Origin of the sequence: Catellatospora sp. KI3 (assembly GCF_029948125.1) — a bacterium.
Lineage (GTDB): Bacteria > Actinomycetota > Actinomycetes > Mycobacteriales > Micromonosporaceae > Catellatospora.
This window is the reverse complement of sequence record NZ_JASAMB010000018.1, coordinates 1-21,366: the sequence shown is the minus strand read 5'-3', so window position 1 is coordinate 21,366 and position 21,366 is coordinate 1. Positions and strand designations below refer to the sequence as shown.

Below are 21,366 nucleotides of genomic sequence, written 5' to 3'. Positions count from 1 at the left end.
TCGCAGCCTGATGACCGGCGTCCCGGCCGGAGAGCCGGGGCTGCTGCGCAACTACGTCGGCGGCGAGTTCGTCGACACGGGGCGTACGTTCGCCAAGCTGAGCCCGGTCACGGGCGAGAAGGTGTTCGAGGTGTCCGAGGCCGACGCGGCGACCGTGGACGCGGCGGTCTCCGCCGCCCGCGCGGCGCTGCGCGGGCCGTGGGGCCGGATGAGCGAGGGCGAGCGCGCGGCGGTGCTGCGCCGGGTCGCCGACGAGCTGGAGCGGCGCTTCGACGACCTGGTGACGGCTGAGGTGGCCGACACGGGCAAGAGCATCTCGCAGGCCCGTACGCTGGACATCCCGCGCGGCGCGGCCAACTTCCGGGCCTTCGCCGACATCGTGGCCAGCGCCCCGACCGAGTCGTTCACCACGACCACGGCGGCCGGGGTGAAGGCGCTGAACTACGCGGTGCGCAAGCCGGTCGGCGTGGTCGCGATCATCGTGCCCTGGAACCTGCCGCTGCTGCTGCTCACCTGGAAGCTCGCCCCGGCCCTGGCCTGCGGCAACGCCGTGATCGTGAAGCCGTCGGAGGAGACGCCCAGCTCGGCGACGCTGCTGGCGGAGGTGTTCGCGGCCGCGGGCGTGCCCGAGGGCGTGTTCAACCTGGTCCACGGCTTCGGCCCGGACTCGGCGGGTGAGTTCCTGACGAGGCACCCGGGCGTGGACGCGATCACGTTCACGGGGGAGTCGGCCACCGGCGGCGCGATCATGCGCGCCGCGTCCGACGGCGTGAAGGCGGTCTCGTTCGAGCTGGGCGGCAAGAACGCCGGCCTGGTCTTCGCCGACGCCGACCTGGAGGCGGCGCTCGCGGGCTCGGTGCGGTCGAGTTTCACCAACGGCGGCCAGGTGTGCCTGTGCACCGAGCGGCTGTACGTGCAGCGCTCGGTCTTCGACGAGTTCGCCGAGAAGCTGGCCCGCCGGGCGAACGAGCTGGCCTTCGGCTGGCCCGCCGACGAGGCCACGGTCAACATGCCGCTGATCTCGCGCAACCACCGCGACAAGGTGCTGGGCTACTACGACCTGGCCCGCGCCGAGGGCGCGACCGTGCTGGCCGGGGGTGGGGTGCCGGTCTTCGGCGACGCCCGCGACGGCGGCGCGTACGTGCAGCCGACGGTCCTGACCGGGCTCAGCCAGCAGGCGCGGACCAACCGCGAGGAGGTCTTCGGGCCGATCGTCAGCCTGCTGCCGTTCGACGACGAGGACGAGGCGTTCGCGCTGGCCAACGACTCCGACTACGGCCTGGCGGCGACCGTCTGGACCCGGGACGTGGGCCGGGCGCACCGGGCCGGGGCGCGCATCGACGCCGGGCTGGTGTGGATCAACACCTGGTTCCTGCGCGATCTGCGTACGCCGTTCGGCGGTGTGAAAGCCTCTGGGGTGGGTCGCGAGGGCGGCGTGCACTCGCTGGCCTTCTACTCGGAACTGACCAACGTGTGCGTGGAGCTGTCATGACGCTGGCCATCTCGAAGGACACCCTCGACGAGGCGGTGCGGATCCTGCACCGGGCCCAGGAGACACGCACCCCGTGCCCGCCCCTGCGCGAGCGGCTGCTGCCGGTCGGCGACGTGGCCTCGGCGTACGCGGTGCAGCGGGCGATGACCCAGGACGCCGTCGCGCACGGCCGCCGCGTCGTCGGCGCCAAGATCGGCCTGACCAACCCGGTGGTGCAGAAGCAGCTCGGGGTGGGTCAGCCCGACTTCGGCGTCCTCTTCGCCGACATGGCCGCCTGGGACGGCGCCGAGGTCGACGTGACCCGGCTGCTCCAGCCCAAGGTCGAGGCGGAGGTCGCCTTCGTGCTCGGCCGCGACCTGCCGTACGAGCAGGTCACCGTGGCCGACGTGATCCGCGCGACGGACTACCTGCTGCCCGCGATCGAGATCGTCGACTCGCGGATCGCCGGCTGGGACATCTCGATCGTGGACACGGTCGCCGACAACGCCTCCAGCGCCATGTTCGTGCTCGGCAACCAGCCGGTGGCCCTGTCGTCGGTGGATCTGCGCCTGTGCGGCGCGGTGCTGGAGCACCAGGGCGAGCCGGTCTCGGTCGGCTCCGGCGCCGCCTGCCTCGGCAACCCGGTCCACGCCGTCGCCTGGCTCGCCGCCACGATGGCCCAGGCCGGCACCCCGCTGCACGCGGGCGACGTCATCCTGTCCGGCGCCCTGGGCCCCATGGTCCCGGTCACCCCCGGCGCCTCCTACGAGGCCCGCATCACCGGCCTCGGCACCGTCCGCACCGCCTTCACCCCCGGAACGAAGCGTTGATCATGAATCTTTGGACGTGTTCGTCGGCGTGTCACCACCCTGGCACCGTGATCGACGAGGAGGTGGCGCGGTGAAGGCGGGAGTGGCGGTCATCGGGTCGGGGAACATCGGAACCGATCTGATGATCAAGGTGCTGCGGCTGAGCGAATCGCTGCGGATGGTGGCGATGGTGGGGATCGACCCCGAGTCGGACGGGCTCGCCAGGGCCGCGCGGCTGGGGGTGGCGACCACGGCCGAGGGCGTGGACGGGCTGGTCAAGATGCCGGAGTTCGACGAGGTGGAGATCGTGTTCGACGCGACCTCGGCCAAGGCGCACCGGTACCACGACGAGGTGCTGCGCGCGCACGGCAAGACCGTGGTGGATCTGACCCCGGCCGCGCTCGGCCCGTACGTCATCCCGCCGGTGAACCTGGAGCAGCACCTGCACCAGCCCAACGTCAACATGGTCACCTGCGGCGGGCAGGCCACCGTGCCGATCGTCGCCGCCGTCAGCGCGGTCACCCCGGTGGCGTACGGCGAGATCGTCGCCTCGATCTCGTCCCGCTCGGCGGGCCCCGGCACCCGGGCCAACATCGACGAGTTCACCGAGACCACGGCCCGCGCCATCGAGGTGGTCGGCGGCGCGGCGCGCGGCAAGGCGATCATCGTGCTGAACCCGGCCGAGCCGCCCCTGCTCATGCGCGACACCGTCTACTGCCTGTGCGCCGACGCGACCGCCGACCGGGCCGCCGTCGCGGCCTCGGTCGAGGCGATGGTCGAGCGGGTGCAGGGCTACGTCCCCGGCTACCGGCTCAAGCAGCAGGTGCAGTTCGACGTGGTCGAGGTGCCGATGCTGCCCGCGCCCGCGCTGCAGGTGTCGGTGTTCCTGGAGGTCTCCGGCGCGGGCCACTACCTGCCCGCGTACGCCGGAAACCTCGACATCATGACCTCGGCCGCGCTGCGCACCGCCGAGCGGCTCGTGGAGATGAAGCGATGACCGAGGTCTACGTACAGGACGTGACGCTGCGGGACGGGATGCACGCCATCCGGCACCGCTACACCGTCGACCAGGTGCGCACCATCGCCGCCGCGCTGGACGCGGCCGGGGTGGCCGCGATCGAGGTCGCGCACGGCGACGGCCTGGCCGGTTCGAGCGTGAACTACGGCCACGGCGCCGCCACCGACCGCGACTGGATCGCGGCGGCCGCCGAGGTCATGACGAACGCGAAGCTGACCACGCTGCTGCTGCCCGGCATCGGCACCATCGCCGACCTGCGCGAGGCCCGCGAGCTGGGCGTGACCAGCGTCCGGGTGGCCACGCACTGCACCGAGGCCGACATCTCGGCCCAGCACATCGGCTGGGCGCGCGAGAACGGCATGGACGTCTCCGGCTTCCTGATGATGTCGCACATGAACGACCCGGCGAACCTGGCGAAGCAGGCCAAGCTGATGGAGTCGTACGGCGCGCACTGCGTCTACGTCACCGACTCCGGCGGCCGGCTGCTGATGAACGACGTCGCGGAGCGGGTCGACGCGTACCGGCAGGTGCTCGACGAGTCGACCCAGATCGGCATCCACGCCCACCACAACCTGTCCCTGGGCGTGGCCAACAGCGTCGTGGCGGTCGAGCACGGTACGTACCGCGTCGACGCTTCGCTGGCGGGCATGGGTGCCGGGGCGGGCAACGCGCCGCTGGAGGTGTTCGTGGCGACGGCCGAGCTGATGGGCTGGAAGCACGGCTGCGACGTGTACGCCCTGATGGACGCCGCCGACGACGTCGTGCGGCCGCTGCAGGACCGCCCGGTCCAGGTCGACCGCGAGACCCTGTCGCTGGGGTACGCGGGCGTCTACTCCAGCTTCCTGCGGCATGCCGAGCGCGCGTCGGAGAAGTACGGCGTGGACGTGCGCTCGATCCTGGTGGAGCTGGGCCGCCGCCGCATGGTCGGCGGCCAGGAGGACATGATCGTGGACGTGGCCCTGGACCTGGTCGCGGGCAAGGAGCAGGCATGAGCGAGGAGCGGGCTGAGAAGATCGCGAAGATGGCGGAGCTGCTGGACGACGCGGCCGTCACCGCCACCGCGATCCCGCAGCTGACCAAGGTCTTCTCCCTCGGCGTCGACACCGCGTACGCGGTGCAGGAGGCCCTGGTCGGCCGCCGCCTGGCGCGCGGCGAGAAGCTGGTCGGCATCAAGATGGGCCTGACCAGCCGGGCCAAGATGGCGCAGGTGGGCGTGCACGAGGTGATCTGGGGGCGGCTCACCGACGCCACCGCGATCCCCGACGGGGGCACGGTGCGCACGGCCGGGTTCATCCACCCGCGGATCGAGCCCGAGGTGGCGTTCCTGCTGCGTGGCGGCGAGATCGCCGCGGTCGCCCCGGCTCTGGAGATCATCGATTCGCGGTACGCGAACTTCGAGTTCACCCAGCCGGACGTGGTCGCCGACAACACCTCGGCCGCGGCGTACACGATCGGGCCCTGGCAGGCGGCCCCCGCGGACCTGGCCAACCTCGGCGTGCTGCTGGAGGTCGACGGGCGGGTGGTGCAGACCGGCTCGACCGCCGCGATCCTCGGCGACCCGCGCCGTGCCCTGGCCGAGGGCCGCCGCCTGACCGCCCGCCACGGCGTCAAGCTGGCGGACGACTGGGTCTTCCTGGCCGGTGCCGCGACCGAGGCCGTCCCGCTGCGCCCCGGCGCGCACGTGCGCGCCGTCGTGCAGGGCCTCGGCTCCGCCTCGATCAAGGCGGCGCTGGCATGAGCGGCAGGGTGGTCGAGGGCAAGGCGGTGCCGCGCGGGAAGTTCCCGCACGTCAAGGTCGCCGGTGGCTTCGCCTTCGTCTCCGGTACGAGCAGCCGCCGGCCCGACAACAGCATCGCCGGTGCGCAGGTCGACGAGTTGGGCACCACGAACCTCGACATCCGCGAGCAGACCCGCGCCGTGATCGAGAACATCGGCGACATCCTGCGCTCGGTCGGCGCCGACCTGTCCGACCTGGTGCAGGTCACGACGTACCTGGTCAACATGAACGACTTCGGCGGCTACAACGAGGTCTACGGGCAGTACTTCGACGCGACCGGCCCCACCCGGACCACGGTCGCCGTGCACCAGCTGCCGCACCCCCACCTGCTGATCGAGATCCAGGCAGTGGCACTCATCCCTTCGAAGGAGCAGCGATGACGCACATCGACGAGCCGGTCGACTTCCCGGCCTGGGTCGAGGAGAACCAGCACCTGCTCAAGCCGCCGGTCGGCAACAAGCAGGTGCTGCCCAGCGGGGACGACTTCATCGTGCAGGTGGTCGGCGGCCCCAACCAGCGCACCGACTTCCACGTGGACCCGTACGAGGAGTACTTCTACCAGCTCCAGGGCACGCTGCGGATCAACGTGATGACCCCGGACGGCCCCGAGACCGTGGTCGTGCCCGCCGGGCACATGTGGATGCTGCCCCGGCTGCTGCCGCACTCGCCGCAGCGCGAGGCCGGATCGCTGGGCATCGTGGTGGAGCGGGTCCGCGAGGAGGGCACGCTGGAGAAGTTCCGCTGGTACTGCCCCGAGTGCGCGGAGACAGTGCACGAGGTGGAGTTGCAGGTCCGCGACATCGTCGCCGACCTGCCCCCGGTGTTCCAGGCGTTCTACGACAGCGAGTCCGCCCGCACCTGCGGCAAGTGCGGCCACCTGCACCCGGGCAAGGGCTGATGGCACCCGTCGTCGACGTGCACACCCACGTCGTGCCGAAGGGCTGGCCCGACCTGTCCGCCGAGTGCGGCGGGACGGGCTGGCCGTGGCTGCGGGTCGACTCCGAGCGCGCCGCCATGATCATGGTGGGCGAGACCGAGTTCCGGCCGATCGGCGCCCAGTGCTGGGATGCCGGGACCCGCCTGGCCGACATGGCCTCCGACGGCGTGGACGTGCAGGTCGTCTCGCCGACCCCGGTCTTCTTCAGCTACGACCGGCCCGCCGCGCAGGCGGTCAAGGTCGCGAAGATATTCAATGACCTGACCCTGGCGCTGTGCGCCGAGCAGCCCGACCGGCTGGTGCCGTTCTGCCAGGTGCCGCTGCAGGACCCGGAGCTGGCCTGCGCCGAACTCGACCGGTGCATGGCCGCCGGCCACGCCGGGGTCGAGATCGGCAACCACGTCGGCGACCGCGACCTCGACGACCCCGGCATCGTCATGTTCCTGCAGCACTGCGCGCAGGTCGGGGCGCCGGTGTTCGTGCACCCGTGGGACATGCCCGCCGGGCCCCGGCTGGACCGGTGGATGGCCCGCTGGCTGACCGGCATGCCCGCCGAGACCCACCTGTCGGTGCTGGCCCTGATCCTGGGCGGGGTGTTCGACCGGGTGCCGGAGACGCTGCGGCTGTGCTTCGCGCACGGCGGCGGCAGCTTCCCGTTCTGGCTGGGCCGGGCCGACAACGCCTGGCACCGGCGCGGCGACGTGGTGCGGGGTGCCTCGCAACTGCCGCCCAGCGCTTACGTGAACCGGTTCCTCGTCGATACCGTGGTGTTCGAACCAGCCGCGCTGCGGCTGCTCGTGGACACGATGGGGGAGGACCGAGTGGTGCTCGGCAGCGACTACCCGTACCCGCTGGGCGAGCGGCCGGTGGGCCAGGTGGTGGCCAAGGCCGACTTCCTGACCGGCCCGCAGCGCGCCAAGCTGCTCGGCGGCAACGCGCTGGCCTTCCTCGGGCGGGACCGGTGACCGAGGACCGCTCGGTGCTCAGCCGCACCGCACCCGCGCCCGACGCGACGCCGCGCCACGGCGGGCTGCCCGAGCACGTCGCCGACGTCTGGTACGGCGACACCCGGGCCCTGGCCAGGCCGCTCGTGCTGATCGTGCACGGTGGATTCTGGCGCCCCGAGTACGACCGCGCGCACACCCACCCGATGGCCGCCGCGATCCGCGACGCGGGCTGGACCGTGTGCTCCATCGAGTACCGGCGCGAGCCGGGTGTGCCGGACGTCACCACACGTGACGTGGCCGACGCCATCGCCGTGCTGCCCAGCGAGCTGACCAGGCACGATGGCCGCGTCATCGTCGTCGGGCACTCCGCCGGGGGTCACCTGGCCCTGTGGGCGGCCACCGCCGCGCCCGCCGCCGGGCTCGCCGGAACGATCGCGCTCGCCCCGGTCGCCGACCTCGTGCTGGCCGAGCGGCTGCGGCTCGACGACGGCGCGGCCGGTGATTTCCTCGGTGTCCCGGCGGCTGAGCGCGCTGACCTCGATCCGGCCAGGCTCGCCACCCCTTCGGCGGAGGTGGTGCTGGTCCACGGGGTGCTCGACGAGGTGGTTCCGATCGCGCTGGCGCGCTCGTACGCGGTGGCGCACCCGGGCAGCCGGTTGGTCGCGGTACCGGATACCGGGCATTTCGCCGTCATCGACCCCCTGTCGGCGGCGTGGCCGGCGGTGCTGGCGGAGCTGGCGCGGCTGGGTGACTGACACGACGGGTTTCACCCCCTGAGCACGGGGGCACCTTCGTTCCGCTAGCGTTGAAGCGTTCGGATCGGACTCGAGCCGGGGGGCTGTACTTGTCCACGCCAGATATCGGAGACCTGCTGATCTACGTGGGTATCCCGCTCGCGGTGATCGCCACGATATTTGCTCTGGTCTATGTAGTCGGTGGCCGTCGGAGTGCCAAGCGCTACCGGCCGGGCCGCCCGTACACGTACGCGCCGGTGTGGTTCCTGGCCCGCCCCGACGCCGACGGGCCGCAGGCGCGCCACGCTGCGCTGACCGCCGCCGCCCGCGCGGAACTCATCGCCGCGGGTGACGTCACGCCCGTGGTCGACGTGACAGGAGGCGCAAGTGACCGCTGGTAACATCCAGGAAGCACCGCACCACGACGGCGGCGTCGACGCGGTGATCAACGGCCCGTTCACCACCCGTCAGCTGCTGCGCCTGGACGACGCGCTGACCCGCGCCGACCACGCCACGGGCTTCACCTTCAGCGTGTACGTCGGCGACATCGCCGAGCCGGTGCGCCAGAGCGCCGAGCAGCTGCACGCCCGGCTGGCCAAGCCCGCCGACTCGGTGCTGATCGCGGTGTCGCCGGACTCCCGCCAGCTGGAGATCGTGACCGGCTCGCAGGCGCGCAAGCGGCTGTCGGACCGCGACTGCAAGCTGGCCGCGCTGTCCATGGCGGCCTCCTTCGGCGGCGGCGACCTGGCCGGGGGCCTCGTCAGCGGCCTCGCCCAGCTCACCGGGCTGGCCGGAAAGAGCTGACCCACCGCGGCGTGCGGCACCCGATCCAGCTGATCGAGGTCGGCCCACCCGGAGAGCGGCCCGCGAGCCGTTCCCGGGTGGGCCGCTGTCGTCTCGGGCTCGCAGGGGCGCCCGACGACCCCGCCACCTGCTAACGTGTCCGGGGTTTACGGCGATCTTCGTCGCGTCACCCCTCCGTGCCGCCGACGGCCGGCACGAGGAAGACGGTCATGACTGAGCTTGACAAGGGCAGTGCGCCGCGCGCCGGGCACGGGTATCGCGGCGACATCGAGGGCATGCGGGCCGTGGCGGTCGGGCTGGTGCTGCTGGCGCACGCCGGGGTCCCCTGGGTGGCCGGGGGTTTCGTCGGGGTCGACGTCTTCTTCGTGATCTCAGGCTTCCTCATCACGGGTCTGCTCGTGGCGGAGCAGGATCGCAACGGCCGCATCTCGCTGACGGCGTTCTATGCCCGTCGGGCCAAGCGGCTGCTGCCGGCCGCGGCGGTCGTGCTGGTGTCGACCCTCGTGCTGGCATACGCGTTCCTGCCCGCGACCCGCTGGCGTGGCACGGTGTTCGACGTGGTCGCCAGCGCCTGCTACGCGATGAACTGGCGGCTGGCGGCACAGGCGGTGGACTACCTGGCCGCCGACGACGCCCCGAGCATGCTGCAGCACTTCTGGTCGCTGGCCGTCGAGGAGCAGTTCTACCTGGTATGGCCGCTGCTGCTGATCGCCGCGGCCGTCCTGGCCCGGCGGGCGGGCATCCACCGCCGCAGCCCGCTGCGACGCTACTACCTGACCGGCCTGTCCCTCATCGGTGTCCCGTCGCTGGCCTACTCGATCTACCTGACCGCCGCCGACCCGGCCCGCGCCTACTTCGTCACGCCGACCCGGCTGTGGGAACTGGCGCTGGGCGCGGCACTCGCGATCACAGCTCGTTCGTCGGCCAAGCTGCCCGCCCGGGTCGCCGCCGCGATGGCCTGGTGCGGTCTGGCCCTGGTGCTCGTCTCCGCTGTCATGATCACCCCGGCGACCACGTTCCCGGGCTACGCGGCACTGCTGCCCACGATCGGCACCGGCGCGGTGCTCGCGGGCGGGCTCGCCGCCGGCAGGTCGGGTCCGGTGCGGGTGCTCGGGCTGCGCCCGGTACGCGCGATCGGCGCGATCTCCTACTCCCTCTACCTGTGGCACTGGCCGCTGCTGATGGCGGCCGAGAGCTACTACGGCAAGCTGAGCACCGGGGCCGGACTGGCCGTGGTGCTCGCCTCGGTGGTGCCCGCGGTGCTGACGTACCGGCTGGTGGAGAACCCGGTCCGGCTCAGCCCGCGTCTGGCCGCCCGGCCCGGCCGCGCCCTCGCCCTCGGGTTGGCCTGCACCCTGCTGCCGGTGGCCGGCGCGTTCGGCTTCCAGGCGGCGGTGCTGCCCACCTTCCGGCCCGTGCCCAACGCGGCCGGTGCCCAGGCGCTGGTGGCGTCCGTCACCAGCGGCATGGCCGTGGACCGGGTGGACGCGGTCACGCCGGACCCCGTCACCGCCCGCGACGACCTGCCACTGGTCTACGGCCAGAACTGCGTCTCGCTCAGCACCGACAGCAAACCCAAGGCCTGCGTGTACGGCTCGCAGACGGCGACGTTCACCGTCGCGCTGGTCGGCGACTCGCACGCGGCACAGTGGTTCCCGGCCCTGAAGACGATCGCCGAGCAGCGGCAGTGGCGGCTGGTCACCTACCTCAAGGCGTCCTGCCCGCTGCTCAACGAGACGGTCACGCTGTCGGGCCGGGCGTTCGACGCCTGCGCCAAGTGGAACACCGCGGTGCGGGAGGTGCTGGCCGGGCCGGACAAGCCGGATCTGGCGGTGGTGTCGGCCAGTACCGGGCACATCATCTTCCGTGACGGCGCCATGCTCGGCGCCGCCGAGAACAAGCAGGCGATCGAGCAGGCGATGCGGTCCACGTTGACGGCGGTCACCGGTGGCGGGGTGCCGGTGGTGCTGATCCGGGACACCCCCCGCCCGCTCATCGACATTCCGGAGTGCGTGGCGCGGCACTGGACCGAACTCACCAGGTGCGGGTTCTCGCAGTCGAGGGCCGCGGAGACGTCCGAGCCGCAGGTACGGGCCGCTCAGGGCGCACCTGGGGTGCACCTGATCGACGTCAACCAGGCGATCTGCCCCAGTGACCCGTGTGCGCCGATCATCGGCGACGTGCTGGTCTACCGGGACACCCACCACCTGACCGCCACCTACGCCAGCACGCTCGTTCCGCTGCTCGGCGTCGAACTCGACCGGGTCGTGGCCGACCTGCCCCACCCCGTGACGTCGGCCCCCTGACGCCTCGGTCGGCGCGGCTGCTCGCGAACGAGGCAGGGGCCGGGGTCACCGAACCCCCGGCCCCTGCCTCGTGGCTGTCACCTCAGGCGTTCGACGCGTCCCTGGCGCGTGCCTTCAGCGCCCGCAGCACCCGGTCGTTGCCCTCGGCCACCAGCCGCCGCAGCGGCGTCGCATGCCCCTCCTCGGCCGCCCACGCCTCGTACGCGGCCACGCACTCCGGCGACACGTCCATCACCGGGTAGCCCAGCACCATGAACTCCTGCGCGGGCTCGCTGTCCCGGGCCGCCCACACCGCGTCCGCGTCGGCGAAGAACCGCGCCGTGTACGGCCTGGTCAGCTCCACCTGCACCGGGTGCTGGAAGCCCATGACCAGGGCCCGCCCGCGCCAGTTGGCCGGGTTCTGCGCGGCGGTCAGCTCCGCCCACACCTCAGCCTTGTTCTCCGCGCTCGGGATCAGCGCGTACGCCAGCGCAGCCCCGATGTCCCCGGCCGCGGTCCGGTCCGCGTCGTGCTCGGCCTGGATCACGTCCGGCGTGACCGCCCCGTTGGCGACCAGTGCCTGCACCAGCTGCCAGCGCAGCTCGCCGACGATGCTGATGCCCTCGGGCACCCCGTCCCCGGCCAGCCAGCCGCGCAGCACGTCCAGGTCGGCCCGGCTGCGCGAGGCGGTGATGAACGCCCGCGCCCAGCCGAGCTGGAACCCGCTGCCGGGCTCGGCGGTCTCCATCGCGGCGCGGGCCGCGTCGGCGAGCTTGCCCCAGCCGGTGGGCGCCCAGTCGGCCGCGACGTACTGGATGAGCACGGTCTGCACCTGGCGCAGCGTCGACATGACCAGGTTGATGTCGCGCTCGTGCGGCAGCGAGTTGGTGACCAGCGCGACGTAGTCGCGGGCCGGCATCTCGGCGTCGCGGACCATGTCCCACGCGGCGGCCCAGACCAGCGCGCGGGCCAGCGAGGAGTCGAAGCCGCTGAGGTTCTCGACGACCACGGCCAGCGAGCGCTCGTCGAGCCGGAGCTTGGCGTAGCTGAGGTCCTCGTCGTTGAGCAGCAGCACGTCGGCGGCGCGTACGCCGGTCAGCGCGTCGATGGCGGTGCGCGCGCCGGCCACGTCCACCTCGAGCAGCTCGCGGCGCACCAGCGAGCCGTCGACCAGGTCGTAGAGGCCGATGCCGAGGTGGTGCGGGCGCAGCGTCGGGTGGCTGGCCGGGGCCTCCTGCTCGACGGCGACGGAGGCGTAGGTGCCGTCGGCGGCGATCTCCACGGCCGGGCGCAGCGTGTTGACCTGCGCGGTCTCCAGCCAGGCGGCGGCGAAGTCGCGCAGCTGCCGGCCGGAGGCCTGCTCCAGGGCGCCGAGCAGGTCGCCGAAGGTGGCGTTGCCCCAGGCGTTGGCCTGGAAGTACGACCGCAGCCCGGTCACGAACGCGTCGATGCCGACGTACGCGACGAGCTGCTTGATGACGCTGGCGCCCTTGGCGTACGTGATGCCGTCGAAGTTGACCTCGACCGCCTCGACGTCGGTCATCTCGCAGTAGACCGGGTGCGTGCTGGACAGCTGGTCCTGCCCGTAGCCCCAGTTCTTGCGCAGCGACAGGAAGGTGGTCCAGGCGTCGCTGAAGCGGGTCGCGTTGGCGTTGCACCAGTGCGAGGCCCACTCGGCGAACGACTCGTTCAGCCACAGGTCGTCCCACCAGCGCATGGTGACCAGGTCGCCGAACCACATGTGGGCCAGCTCGTGCAGGATCGTGTTGGCCCGCTGCTCGCGCTCGAAGTCGGTCACCTCGGAGCGGAAGATGTACGCCGCGTCGGCGTGGGTGACGCAGCCGAAGTTCTCCATCGCGCCGGCGTTGAACTCCGGCACCCACAGCTGGTCGTACTTCGGCAGCGGGTAGCGCACGCCGAACTGGGCCTGGAAGAAGTCGAAGCCGTGCTTGGTGACCTCGAACAGCTCGTCGGCCTCCAGGTAGGCGGCGTTGGACGCGCGGCAGAACAGGCCCAGGTCGATGCCGTCGTGCGTGGTCCGGACCTCGTGGTACGGGCCGGCGCACAGCGCGGTGACGTAGGTCGACATCTTCGCCGACTGCTCGAAGCGGACGGTCTTGCCCACGGTGCCCGCCTCGGTGGAGGCGATCGGCGCGTTGGAGACGACCTTCCAGTGCTTGGGGACGGTCGCGTGCCAGGTGTAGACCGACTTGAGGTCGGGCTGGTCGAAGCAGGCGAACACCTTCTGGGCGTCGGCCGTCTCGAACTGGCTGTAGAGGTAGACCTCCTTGTCGGCCGGGTCGACCGCGCGGTGCATGCCCTGGCCGGACTGCGAGTACGGGAAGTCGGCCTCGACGACGAGGGTGTTGCTCGCGGCGAGGCCGGGCAGGACCAGGCCGGTGTCGGCGGTCCAGGCGCTGGTGTCGACCTCGGTGCCGTTCAGGGTGGCGCGCAGGATCTTCGTGGCCGCGACCTCGATGAACGTCTGGGCGCCCGGCTCGGTGGCGGAGAACTCGATCGTGGTCACGCTGCGGAAGGTGCCGTCACCGGGATTGCCGGCCCCGTCGGTCAGGTCCAGCGCGATGTCGTACGAGTGGATGTCCAGCAGGCGGGCCCGCGCGGCGGCCTCGACCTGGGTGAGATTGCGCGTACCGGTCACGGCGTCACTTCCTGTCGGCTGCGGTGGTGAGCAGCATGGGAGGCAGCCCTGTATGTGGCTGCCCAGTGCAGTCTGTCATCGCGGCGGCGCGCTGCGACCACCCACGCTTGCGTATCGGTTGCGGCAGCACCTCGTCGCCCCGCGCCACGGACGGCCCGAAGCAACTCTTTCACATTATGGCCCGGCCACGTGCCCTAGGTCACGCGTCGGATGTGCGGCAGCGCGCCGCCCGAAGGGTGACTATTCAACTATGAGCACCCCTTCGATCGACATGTGGTTCGACCCGATCTGCCCGTGGGCCTGGATGACCTCCCGCTGGCTGCTCGAGGTCGAGCAGGTACGCGACGTGCGCGTGGACTTCCACGTGATGAGCCTGTCCGTCCTCAACGACGGCCGCGACGACCTGCCGGAGAAGTACCGGGAGCTGCTGGCGCAGGGCTGGGGCCCGGTGCGGGTGTGCATCGCCGCCGCCCGCAAGTACGGCGAGCCGGTGCTGCGCGACCTCTACACCGCCCTGGGCACGCGCATCCACCTCGGCAAGGAGCCGCTGGGCCGGGAGCTGTACGAGGCCGCCCTCACCGACGCGGGCCTGGACCCGGCGCTGGCCGCCGCCGCCGAGGAGACCACCCACGACGAGCTGCTGGTGGAGAGCCACAACCGGGGCATGAAGCCGGTCGGCACCGACGTCGGCACCCCGGTCATCCACGCGCCGGGCCCCGACGGCTCCACCATCGCCTTCTTCGGCCCGGTGGTCACCCCGGCGCCCAAGGGCGAGGCCGCCGGCCGCCTCTACGACGGCGTCCTGCTGGTCGCGGGCACGCCCGGGTTCTACGAGCTCAAGCGCACCCGGGACCTCGGCCCCATCTTCGAGTGACCGGGCGCGGCGCGTACGCCTCCTGAGGGCTCCTGGCTCGTTGGGGTGAGGGAGACCACACCAACGAGCCAGGCCTGGTCGCCAGGCCGGGTAGGAGAGCACCGTGGCGGACGTCGTCGCAGATCCGTGGCGTATGGAGGCACCCGCCGAGGCGGTCGCCGAGAGCCTGGGCACCTCGTACGTGCTGGTCGAGGAGAGCCGCTGGGCCACCTGGCAGCCGTCGCTGCCCGCCGAGATCGCCGCGTTCCTGGCCCCGCCGGTGCTGGTCGGGGCCTTTCCCACGCAGCGGGGCTGACGGGTCCGCCCCGCCGTCCCCGGCGGGGCCCGCCCGTCCCAGCGGGTGGACGACGGTAGCGTGAGCAGGCGTGACAGTCGCACACCCGATCCCCACCGCCTGGCTGACGGCCGGGGCCACCGGCGCGCAGAACTACGACGAGTTCGCCGACGACGCCGAGATCACCGAGATCATCGCCGCCAATCCGAGCAGCGCACTGGCCATCGAGATGCCGCACCGGGCTCCGGGCAGCCTGGGCCGCAGCTTCGCCGAGTCGCTGCCGGACGCCGTGGTCCGCCTGACTCAGGCCAAGGACGCGGGCAACTACCGCCGCAGCGACGACGTCGTCGTCCTGTACCGGATCTCCGATCCCGACGGCGCCACCGCGTACGGCCTGTGGTGCATGGTCGACACCGACCAGATCTCCACCAGCGCTGACGAGCCCGGCCTGGTCATCCGCAACGAGGACGTCTTCCTGGAGAAGGTCCGGGAGCGCGTCGCGCTGTTCCAGGCGCTGGGCCACCTGCTGTCGCCGGTGCTGCTGCTGCAGACCGGCCGCGGCGACGAGCTGCACGCGGCGCTGGCCGCCGCGACGGCCCAGGCGGGGGCTCCGGCCGCGACCGATGTGGACCCCGCCGGGCGTACCCACGCGATCTGGCCGCTGGCGGCCGGGCCGGTCGCCGACAGCCTGCGCGAGCTGGCCGGCGGCGGTGAGCTGGTGGTCGCCGACGGCAACCACCGCAGCCTGGCCGCGCAGAGCGGCGGCCTGGACCGGTTCCTGGCCGTGGTGACCACGCCCGCCTCGGTGGCGATCCAGCCCTACAACCGGCTGGTGCACCAGCTCGACGCCCCGATCGAGGAGCTGCTGGAGCGGCTGGAGAAGGCGGGCGCGCAGGTCGCGCCGGGCACCCCGACCGTGCCGGCCCAGGGCGGCACCGTGCACCTGTACGCCGACGGCCGCGCCTTCGCGGTCACCCTGCCCCGCGACCCGGCCGGCAGCGTGATCGACAACATCGACCACGCGCTGGTGGAGCGGGTGCTCTTCGGCGAGGTGCTGGGCCTGGAGCCGGGCGACAAGCGGATCACCTACGTGGGCGGCGACTACCCGGCGTCCTGGCTGACCGAGGAGGTCGACGCGGGCCGCTCGGCGCTGGCCGTGCTGATCGCACCGGTCACCGTCGACGACTTCGTCGAGGTCAACCTGGCCCGGCAGAAGATGCCCCGCAAGAGCACCTGGTTCACCCCGAAGGCCCGCGGCGGCCTGGTCGTGGCCCAGGTCGCCTGAGCCGTGCGCCGTCCGCCGGGTCCCCTGCGGGGCCCGGCGGACGGCTGGCAGACTTTGCTCATGCGCGTATATCTGGCCGCCGACCACGCCGGCTTCGAGCTCAAGGCCCACCTGCTCAACGAGCTTGCGGCGAAGGGGTACGACGTCGTCGACGTCGGCGCGCACAGCTACGACGCCGAGGACGACTACCCGTCGTTCTGCCTGCACGCGGGCGTGCGGGTGGTCTCCGACCCGGGCAGCCTGGGCGTGGTCATCGGCGGCTCCGGCAACGGCGAGCAGATCGCCGCGAACAAGGTCGCCGGGGTGCGCGCCGCGCTGGCCTGGAACCTGGACACCGCCCGGCTGTGCCGCCAGCACAACGACGCCAACGTGGTCGGCATCGGCGCCCGCCAGCACTCGCTGGCCGAGGCGACGGAGATCGTCGAGGCGTTCCTTAGCACCGACTTCTCCGGCGAACCGCGCCACTCCCGCCGCATCGACCAGGTCGCCGCGTACGAGAAGTCCGGCGAGCTGCCCGCGCTGCCCGCCTGAGGGCTCAGCGCAGCGGATCGCGGGGCACCCAGCCCCGGCGCACGATCTCCAGCTCGGCCTCCGCCCTGGCGATGTCCTCGGCGGTGGGCCGGGCCGCGTCCCGGGCCCGCATCGCCGCCGACAGGCTGATCTGCGAGGCTCCGGGGCCGATCAGCCCGCGCAGGCCGCGCTCGAGGTCGTGGTCGTCGGAGTCGTCATCCCGACTGCGGTGGCGGCGGCGCTCGTGCTCCTGCATGCCTGCCACGTTACTGCTCCTGCGTGCGGTCGGGCCGGGTCGGTTTCCACCCGGTCGCCGGTGTCGTGCGGGTTGGCTACGCTGTGCGGCGTGACTGAGGGCAACGACCCGACGCGGGAACTGCGTCTGGACGCTACGCAACAGATTCCCACCGAGGTGGTGAAGCCGCAGCAGGCCGGGTTCAAGCCCGGCGTGGCCGCCATCCCCGCCCAGCGGCAGGTGGACCACACGGCCTCCTTCGAGCCGACCCTGCCCCCCGGGCGGATCGTCACCTCCGGGGCGCTCAAGCGCCCGGTCGTGACGTTGAGCGTCCGGCTGCGCCAGCTGCGCGTCGGCGGCCGCTGGAGCGTGGCCGGCGCCGTGTTCCTGATCGTCTGCTGGGGCCTGTGGAGCGCCTCGTCCAGTGACGGGGATCACGCCTCGGCGACCCTGGCGCTGGTGCTGGCGCTCGCGGTGGGCATCGGCCTGTTCGGCCTGTCGCGCCTGGTGGGCAGCGTGGTGCTGGAGAAGCTGATGGGCCGCACCCGGCGGGGCGCCTGGGCCTCGCACGCGACGGTGGGCCTGTTCCTGGTGATCGTGGGCTTCTCGTATCTGAGCCAGATCGAGTGGGTCGTCGACGCCTGGAACTTCCTGCGCGGCGTGCGCTGACCCGTACCGCCTGGGATCCACATCCCGCCTGCCGGCATTACCGGCAGGTCCTGGGGATGTGGATCTTTCTCGTTTACGGAGAGTATTTGTCGTCTCCACGGGTGGTCACCAAGCGAGATATGAATTACGTTGGTTCAGCCTGATAAGCCGAGAAAATCACGGGGGTGGTCACGATGGGATTCAGGTATGGCTGGGCCGCGGCGGCGGCGGGAGTCGGCACCGCCAGCGCGGTGGCGGGACTGGGACTGGGCCTGCTCGCGGGCGCTCCCGCGACGATGGCCGCGTCCAGCGCGACGCTGCTGGCCGGCGCGCCGCAGGCGCTCGCGCTGACGCCGACCGCACTGACCCCGACGACGTTCGAGCTGACCGCCGCTCCGGCGCGGCTGAGCGCGTCCCCGCTGAGCGGCGCCGCCCTCGCGCCGTTCGTCGGGAGCTGGCACGTGCACGGCGCCGACCTCGACATCAAGGCCGACGGCACCGGCACCGAGCTGATCCAGCTCGGCCCCTGCCAGGGGCTCGACGGTGGCAAGCGCTGCGTGGCCGTGGCCAGCGTGCGGCTGGTCGCCGACGGCGGCCCCGGCTACGTCTACACCGCGTTCAGTTACCGCGACCAGAACGGTGCGGCGGTGGTCCCGGACAGCCTGGACGGGCTGCCGCGCGTCGGCGACGGCTACCGGGTCGAGGTCTACCAGCCCGGGGTGCTGAAGATCTCGCCGATGACCGAGCACAGCGGACAGATCATGGGCAGCCCGTACCGCTGCTCGGCCGACGCCCCGGCCTACGCGCACCAGCGCCTCTGCAACGCCTGAACCGGTCCTCCGGGCAGGGTTGGCGGCGCACCCGCGCGGGCATAATCCCCGGCGTGAGCGTCAGCGAGCTGTGGTACCAGTCCTCGGGCACCCTCGGTGCCACGCCGGTCCTGCTGCTGCACGGGCTGACCGGTGACGCGACCACCTGGCAGGAGGTCGCCCCGCTGCTGGCCGAGCGGGCCTGGCTGCACACCGTCGACCTGCGCGGACACGGGGCCAGCCCCTGGCCGGGCGAGTACTCGTTCGAGCTGATGCGCGACGACGTGGTCGCGCTGCTCGACCGCCTCGAACTCGACCGCGTCGTGCTGGTCGGCCACTCACTGGGCGGTGTGGTGTCGTACCTGCTCGCGCAGGCGCATCCGGAGCGGGTCGCGGGCATCGTGCTGGAGGAACCGCCGCCGCCGCGCCCGTTGGAGCGCACCGTCGGGCCGCGCCCGGACGCTCCGCTCAGCTACGACTGGGACGTGCGCCCCGCGATCGTCGGGCAGCTCGTCGCCCCCGATCCGCGCTGGTGGGCCGCACTGGCCGACATCACCGCGCCCGCCCTGGTCGTCGGCGGCGCGCACAGCCACCTGCCGCAGGACCAGCTGGCGGAGATGGCCGCCCTCATGCCGCGCGGCCGCTACCTCGCCCTCGACGCCGACCACGGGGTGCACGCCGCGCTACCAGCGGAGTTCGCCGCGGCCGTGCACGGCTTCCTCGACGAGCACGGCCTCTGACGCAAACCTGACCCTTCCGGTGGCCTGGAACGAGGCGACCGGCTCTCGCCCTCGTCGCACCACGGTGGCATGATCCTCCCGCAGCGTGCGCTCCGGCCGACGGCCGAACCGTTACGCGGCAACGTATCGATCTCTCCGCTCCGATGTGGATAATCGGTACCCCGTTACGTGTGAGAGGGGAAGTCACCGTGGCAGAGCGTGAGGGCGGCGCCGTGAAGGTGCTGCGCGGCCTGGGGATCGCGGTGGCCATCGTCGCCGCGATCGTGCTCCTCGCCGTGTACTGGGAGCCGGCGCTCGACGCGCTGGTCTCCATGTGGAACTGGCTGATCGACCGGATCCCGGAGCAGGGCGGCCAGCGGACCGCGGTGCTGATCTACATGATCGCGGCGGTGCTGCTCGGCATCCTGTTCTCGCAGGCCGGCCACTTCACCGCGTACGGCATCGCCACCGGCCTGGTGCCGCTGCTGTGGTTCCTGTTCTGGGAGGGCTTCCCGCCGCTCGGCCTGAACCCGGTGTGGACCGGCAACATGGGCGTGGCGCACCTGAGCCCGAGCCAGGTGATCCTCTGGGCGGTGGTGGCCACCGTGGTGACGACGCTGGTCTTCGTGCCGCTGGAGTACCGCGAGAAGTGGACCCGGCGCCGCCGCAACCGCTGACAACCCTTCGCCGGAAGGGGCGGCCCGTACGGGCCGCCCCTTCCGCGTGCGCGGCGTGACCGGTGCGGATTCGTGCAGTTTCGGGAAACTGCACGAATCCGGGTCGAGATTCCGGCACTTTCCCCGCAACTGCGCGGACTGCGGCGCCGTGGTCAGCCGGTGTAGCCGGCGAAGATCTTGCTGAACTCGTACGGGGACTGCGCGATGTTGGTGCACATGTAGAGGGCGCCGGTGCAGGCGTTGCGGTCGCGCGTGGTCTCCCAGAACGCCAGCATGCCCAGGTGCTTGGACTGGGCGAAGGTCACCAGCTGCCGGGCGTCGGCCTGGTTGTAGACCCGCCCGTCGTCGTTCTGCCCCAGCATCGGGGTCACCCCGACCATCTTCCACACCTGCGCGTCGGTCTTGGCCGGGTACAGCGTCTTCAGCTGCGCGAACGTCGAGTTCGCCGCCTGCACGGCCAGATCGCCGTAGTCGCCGTTGCGGTAGTAGTCCATCGCCATGACGTTGACCAGGTCGAGGTTGACCCCGGCGTCGCGCGCCGACCGGACGACGCCCAGGCCGTCGGCGGTCAGGCCCTCCGGCAACACCGGCAGGGTCAGCGAGATCTTCAGCCCCGGGTTGGCCGCCTGCAACGCCGCCAGCGCCTGCGAGCGCCGCGCCACCGAGGCCGGTTCGGCCGTGGCCGAGCCCTCGATGTCCAGGTCGATGTACTTCAGCGCGTACGCGGTGACGACCGCCTGGTACTCGGCCTGCAGCGCCGACACCGAGGTGCAGGCCTGGGCCAGCTCGATGCCGGTGGCGCCGCCGAAGGAGACCTTCACGTCGCCCCCGCGCGAGCGGATGGCGTCGATCTGGTCGCGGGCCCAGCCCTGGCGCGGGTCGTACGCGTTGAACCACATCGCCTTGCAGGCCGAGGCGGTGATGAAGGCCATGGTGAAGCTCTTCAGGTTGCCGCCCGTGGCCAGGTCCGGCAGCGCGGGCGTGGGCCAGGCGCCCATGTCCACATAGGGCGCGGTGGGCAGGCCGGGCGCGGTCGGGCAGCCGGAGGTGGAGGCCGACACGGCCCCGCTGGCCGCCGACTCGCCGGTGGCGTTGTAGGCCGCGACGCTGTACGAGTGCGAGGTGCAGGTGCCCAGCCCGGAGACGGTGGTGCTGGTGCCGGACACGGTGGCGCGCAGGGTGGTGCCCTCGTAGACGCGGTAGCCGGTGGCGCCGGTGACGGCGTTCCAGCTCAGCGAGATCGAGCTGCTGGTGGTGCCGGTGACGGCGAGGCCGGTCGGGGTCGCCGGGCCGCCGGGGTTGGTGCCGCCCGGCCCGTCGAGGGACACGTCGTCGGCGTAGTAGGTGCCCTGGCCGTACCAGCCGTGCAGGAAAACCTGCGCGCTGGTCTGCCCGGCGCCGGTGGTGAAGCTGACGGTGAGCTGGGTGTACGCCGTCGCGCCCGGGGTCCAGGTGGACGCGCCGCCGGTGACGCCGAGGTAGACGTAGCTGCCGCGGACCCACGCCGACAGGGTGTAGGCGGTGTTGGGCTGCACGGTGACGGTCTGGGTGCACTGGGCGTGGTCCGACGCGGACGCCGCCCCGGCCAGCGCCCTGGTGCCGCCGTGGACGGGGGTCGACACGACCGAGCCCAGCCCGCCGGAGCAGGTCCACGGCGACAGGGCGCCGGATTCGAAGCCGGGGTTGGCCAGCAGGTTGGCCGCGTAGGCGGGCTGCGCGCCGAGCAGCACACCCGCCAGGGCGAGACACAGCGCAACGAATCGAAGCTTCTTCATGCATGTATTATTAGGAAACTTTACTTACCATGTCCACGAACTTGGCACACTCCGCCCGCCCTGCCGCCACGGCCCACCCGGGGGCGCTGCAGTTTCGGGGAAACTGCACGAATGGAGGG

The 21,366-nt window shown here is 72.1% G+C and carries 23 protein-coding genes; 20 read left to right on the top strand and 3 right to left on the bottom strand.

All coding sequences use genetic code 11. The annotated features are described in order from the left end of the window. Positions 1-10 precede the first annotated feature (10 nt). The 12 genes from QEZ54_RS25535 (at position 11) to QEZ54_RS25480 (ending at position 10,803) form a co-directional block, all read left to right on the top strand. Complete coding sequence (locus QEZ54_RS25535) at positions 11-1,492, top strand: 2-hydroxymuconic semialdehyde dehydrogenase (RefSeq protein WP_281307381.1); 1,482 nt, start codon at positions 11-13, stop codon at positions 1,490-1,492. After that, complete coding sequence (locus tag QEZ54_RS25530) at positions 1,489-2,301, top strand: fumarylacetoacetate hydrolase family protein (protein WP_281307249.1); 813 nt, start codon at positions 1,489-1,491, stop codon at positions 2,299-2,301. The genes QEZ54_RS25535 and QEZ54_RS25530 overlap by 4 nt, the downstream gene beginning before the upstream one ends. A 70-nt stretch (positions 2,302-2,371) precedes the next feature. Then, positions 2,372-3,277, top strand: a complete 906-nt coding sequence (locus QEZ54_RS25525; RefSeq protein WP_281307248.1) for an acetaldehyde dehydrogenase (acetylating) — start codon at positions 2,372-2,374, stop codon at positions 3,275-3,277. Beyond that, a complete protein-coding gene (gene dmpG / locus QEZ54_RS25520) occupies positions 3,274-4,290 on the top strand; it encodes a 4-hydroxy-2-oxovalerate aldolase (RefSeq protein WP_281307247.1) in 1,017 nt (338 codons plus the stop codon). Before QEZ54_RS25525 ends, dmpG begins: the two co-directional genes overlap by 4 nt. Next, a complete protein-coding gene (locus QEZ54_RS25515) occupies positions 4,287-5,036 on the top strand; it encodes a fumarylacetoacetate hydrolase family protein (protein ID WP_281307246.1) in 750 nt (249 codons plus the stop codon). Before dmpG ends, QEZ54_RS25515 begins: the two co-directional genes overlap by 4 nt. After that, the gene (locus QEZ54_RS25510; protein WP_281307245.1) at positions 5,033-5,455 is read left to right on the top strand and encodes a RidA family protein; all 423 of its coding nucleotides are present in this window, start codon (positions 5,033-5,035) and stop codon (positions 5,453-5,455) included. Before QEZ54_RS25515 ends, QEZ54_RS25510 begins: the two co-directional genes overlap by 4 nt. Beyond that, entirely contained in the window at positions 5,452-5,973 is a 522-nt protein-coding gene (locus QEZ54_RS25505) for a 3-hydroxyanthranilate 3,4-dioxygenase (protein WP_281307244.1), read from the top strand. The genes QEZ54_RS25510 and QEZ54_RS25505 overlap by 4 nt, the downstream gene beginning before the upstream one ends. Beyond that, positions 5,970-6,977 carry an amidohydrolase family protein gene (locus tag QEZ54_RS25500; RefSeq protein ID WP_281307380.1) on the top strand — a complete coding sequence of 336 codons (1,008 nt, stop codon included), beginning with the start codon at positions 5,970-5,972 and terminating at the stop codon, positions 6,975-6,977. Before QEZ54_RS25505 ends, QEZ54_RS25500 begins: the two co-directional genes overlap by 4 nt. Beyond that, the gene (locus QEZ54_RS25495; RefSeq protein WP_281307243.1) at positions 6,974-7,714 is read left to right on the top strand and encodes an alpha/beta fold hydrolase; all 741 of its coding nucleotides are present in this window, start codon (positions 6,974-6,976) and stop codon (positions 7,712-7,714) included. The genes QEZ54_RS25500 and QEZ54_RS25495 overlap by 4 nt, the downstream gene beginning before the upstream one ends. Before the next feature lie 89 nt (positions 7,715-7,803). Beyond that, positions 7,804-8,094 carry a hypothetical protein gene (locus tag QEZ54_RS25490; RefSeq protein ID WP_281307242.1) on the top strand — a complete coding sequence of 97 codons (291 nt, stop codon included), beginning with the start codon at positions 7,804-7,806 and terminating at the stop codon, positions 8,092-8,094. Further along, positions 8,081-8,497, top strand: a complete 417-nt coding sequence (locus tag QEZ54_RS25485; protein WP_281307241.1) for a DUF5130 family protein — start codon at positions 8,081-8,083, stop codon at positions 8,495-8,497. Before QEZ54_RS25490 ends, QEZ54_RS25485 begins: the two co-directional genes overlap by 14 nt. A 209-nt stretch (positions 8,498-8,706) precedes the next feature. Further along, positions 8,707-10,803, top strand: coding sequence for an acyltransferase family protein (locus QEZ54_RS25480; RefSeq protein WP_281307240.1), 2,097 nt, complete (start codon positions 8,707-8,709; stop codon positions 10,801-10,803). An 82-nt stretch (positions 10,804-10,885) separates the two neighbouring features. Here the strand turns inward: QEZ54_RS25480 and pepN are convergent, their stop codons facing one another. Continuing rightward, positions 10,886-13,441 carry an aminopeptidase N gene (gene pepN, locus QEZ54_RS25475; protein WP_281307239.1) on the bottom strand — a complete coding sequence of 852 codons (2,556 nt, stop codon included), beginning with the start codon at positions 13,439-13,441 and terminating at the stop codon, positions 10,886-10,888. A 250-nt stretch (positions 13,442-13,691) separates the two neighbouring features. Between pepN and QEZ54_RS25470 the strand changes: the two genes are divergently transcribed. The 4 genes from QEZ54_RS25470 to QEZ54_RS25455 all read left to right on the top strand — a co-directional run bounded on the left by QEZ54_RS25470 (position 13,692) and on the right by QEZ54_RS25455 (position 16,405). Further along, positions 13,692-14,315 carry a disulfide bond formation protein DsbA gene (locus QEZ54_RS25470; protein ID WP_281307238.1) on the top strand — a complete coding sequence of 208 codons (624 nt, stop codon included), beginning with the start codon at positions 13,692-13,694 and terminating at the stop codon, positions 14,313-14,315. A gap of 103 nt (positions 14,316-14,418) precedes the next feature. Next, a complete protein-coding gene (locus QEZ54_RS25465; RefSeq protein WP_281307237.1) occupies positions 14,419-14,610 on the top strand; it encodes a hypothetical protein in 192 nt (63 codons plus the stop codon). 70 nt (positions 14,611-14,680) lie between these two features. Beyond that, positions 14,681-15,874: a DUF1015 family protein gene (locus QEZ54_RS25460; RefSeq protein ID WP_281307236.1), complete on the top strand. Its 1,194-nt coding sequence runs from the start codon at positions 14,681-14,683 to the stop codon at positions 15,872-15,874. 60 nt (positions 15,875-15,934) lie between these two features. Further along, on the top strand, positions 15,935-16,405 hold the full coding sequence (locus QEZ54_RS25455; RefSeq protein WP_281307235.1) for a ribose-5-phosphate isomerase: 471 nt from the start codon (positions 15,935-15,937) through the stop codon (positions 16,403-16,405). 4 nt (positions 16,406-16,409) lie between these two features. On the opposite strand, the gene QEZ54_RS25450 is transcribed toward QEZ54_RS25455, so the two are convergent. Then, entirely contained in the window at positions 16,410-16,649 is a 240-nt protein-coding gene (locus QEZ54_RS25450) for a hypothetical protein (protein ID WP_281307394.1), read from the bottom strand. 81 nt (positions 16,650-16,730) lie between these two features. Between QEZ54_RS25450 and QEZ54_RS25445 the strand changes: the two genes are divergently transcribed. The 4 genes from QEZ54_RS25445 (at position 16,731) to QEZ54_RS25430 (ending at position 19,472) form a co-directional block, all read left to right on the top strand. Beyond that, positions 16,731-17,288, top strand: a complete 558-nt coding sequence (locus tag QEZ54_RS25445; protein ID WP_281307234.1) for a hypothetical protein — start codon at positions 16,731-16,733, stop codon at positions 17,286-17,288. A gap of 173 nt (positions 17,289-17,461) precedes the next feature. Further along, positions 17,462-18,097, top strand: a complete 636-nt coding sequence (locus tag QEZ54_RS25440) for a hypothetical protein (RefSeq protein ID WP_281307233.1) — start codon at positions 17,462-17,464, stop codon at positions 18,095-18,097. Between the two features lie 53 nt (positions 18,098-18,150). After that, positions 18,151-18,816 (top strand): alpha/beta fold hydrolase, encoded by a 666-nt coding sequence (locus QEZ54_RS25435; protein WP_281307232.1) that lies wholly within the window; start codon positions 18,151-18,153, stop codon positions 18,814-18,816. A gap of 188 nt (positions 18,817-19,004) precedes the next feature. Then, positions 19,005-19,472 carry a hypothetical protein gene (locus QEZ54_RS25430; RefSeq protein ID WP_281307231.1) on the top strand — a complete coding sequence of 156 codons (468 nt, stop codon included), beginning with the start codon at positions 19,005-19,007 and terminating at the stop codon, positions 19,470-19,472. A gap of 152 nt (positions 19,473-19,624) precedes the next feature. Here QEZ54_RS25430 and QEZ54_RS25425 read toward each other — a convergent pair whose 3' ends face one another. Continuing rightward, positions 19,625-21,247: a carbohydrate binding domain-containing protein gene (locus QEZ54_RS25425; protein WP_281307230.1), complete on the bottom strand. Its 1,623-nt coding sequence runs from the start codon at positions 21,245-21,247 to the stop codon at positions 19,625-19,627. Between the last annotated feature and the right edge of the window lie 119 nt (positions 21,248-21,366).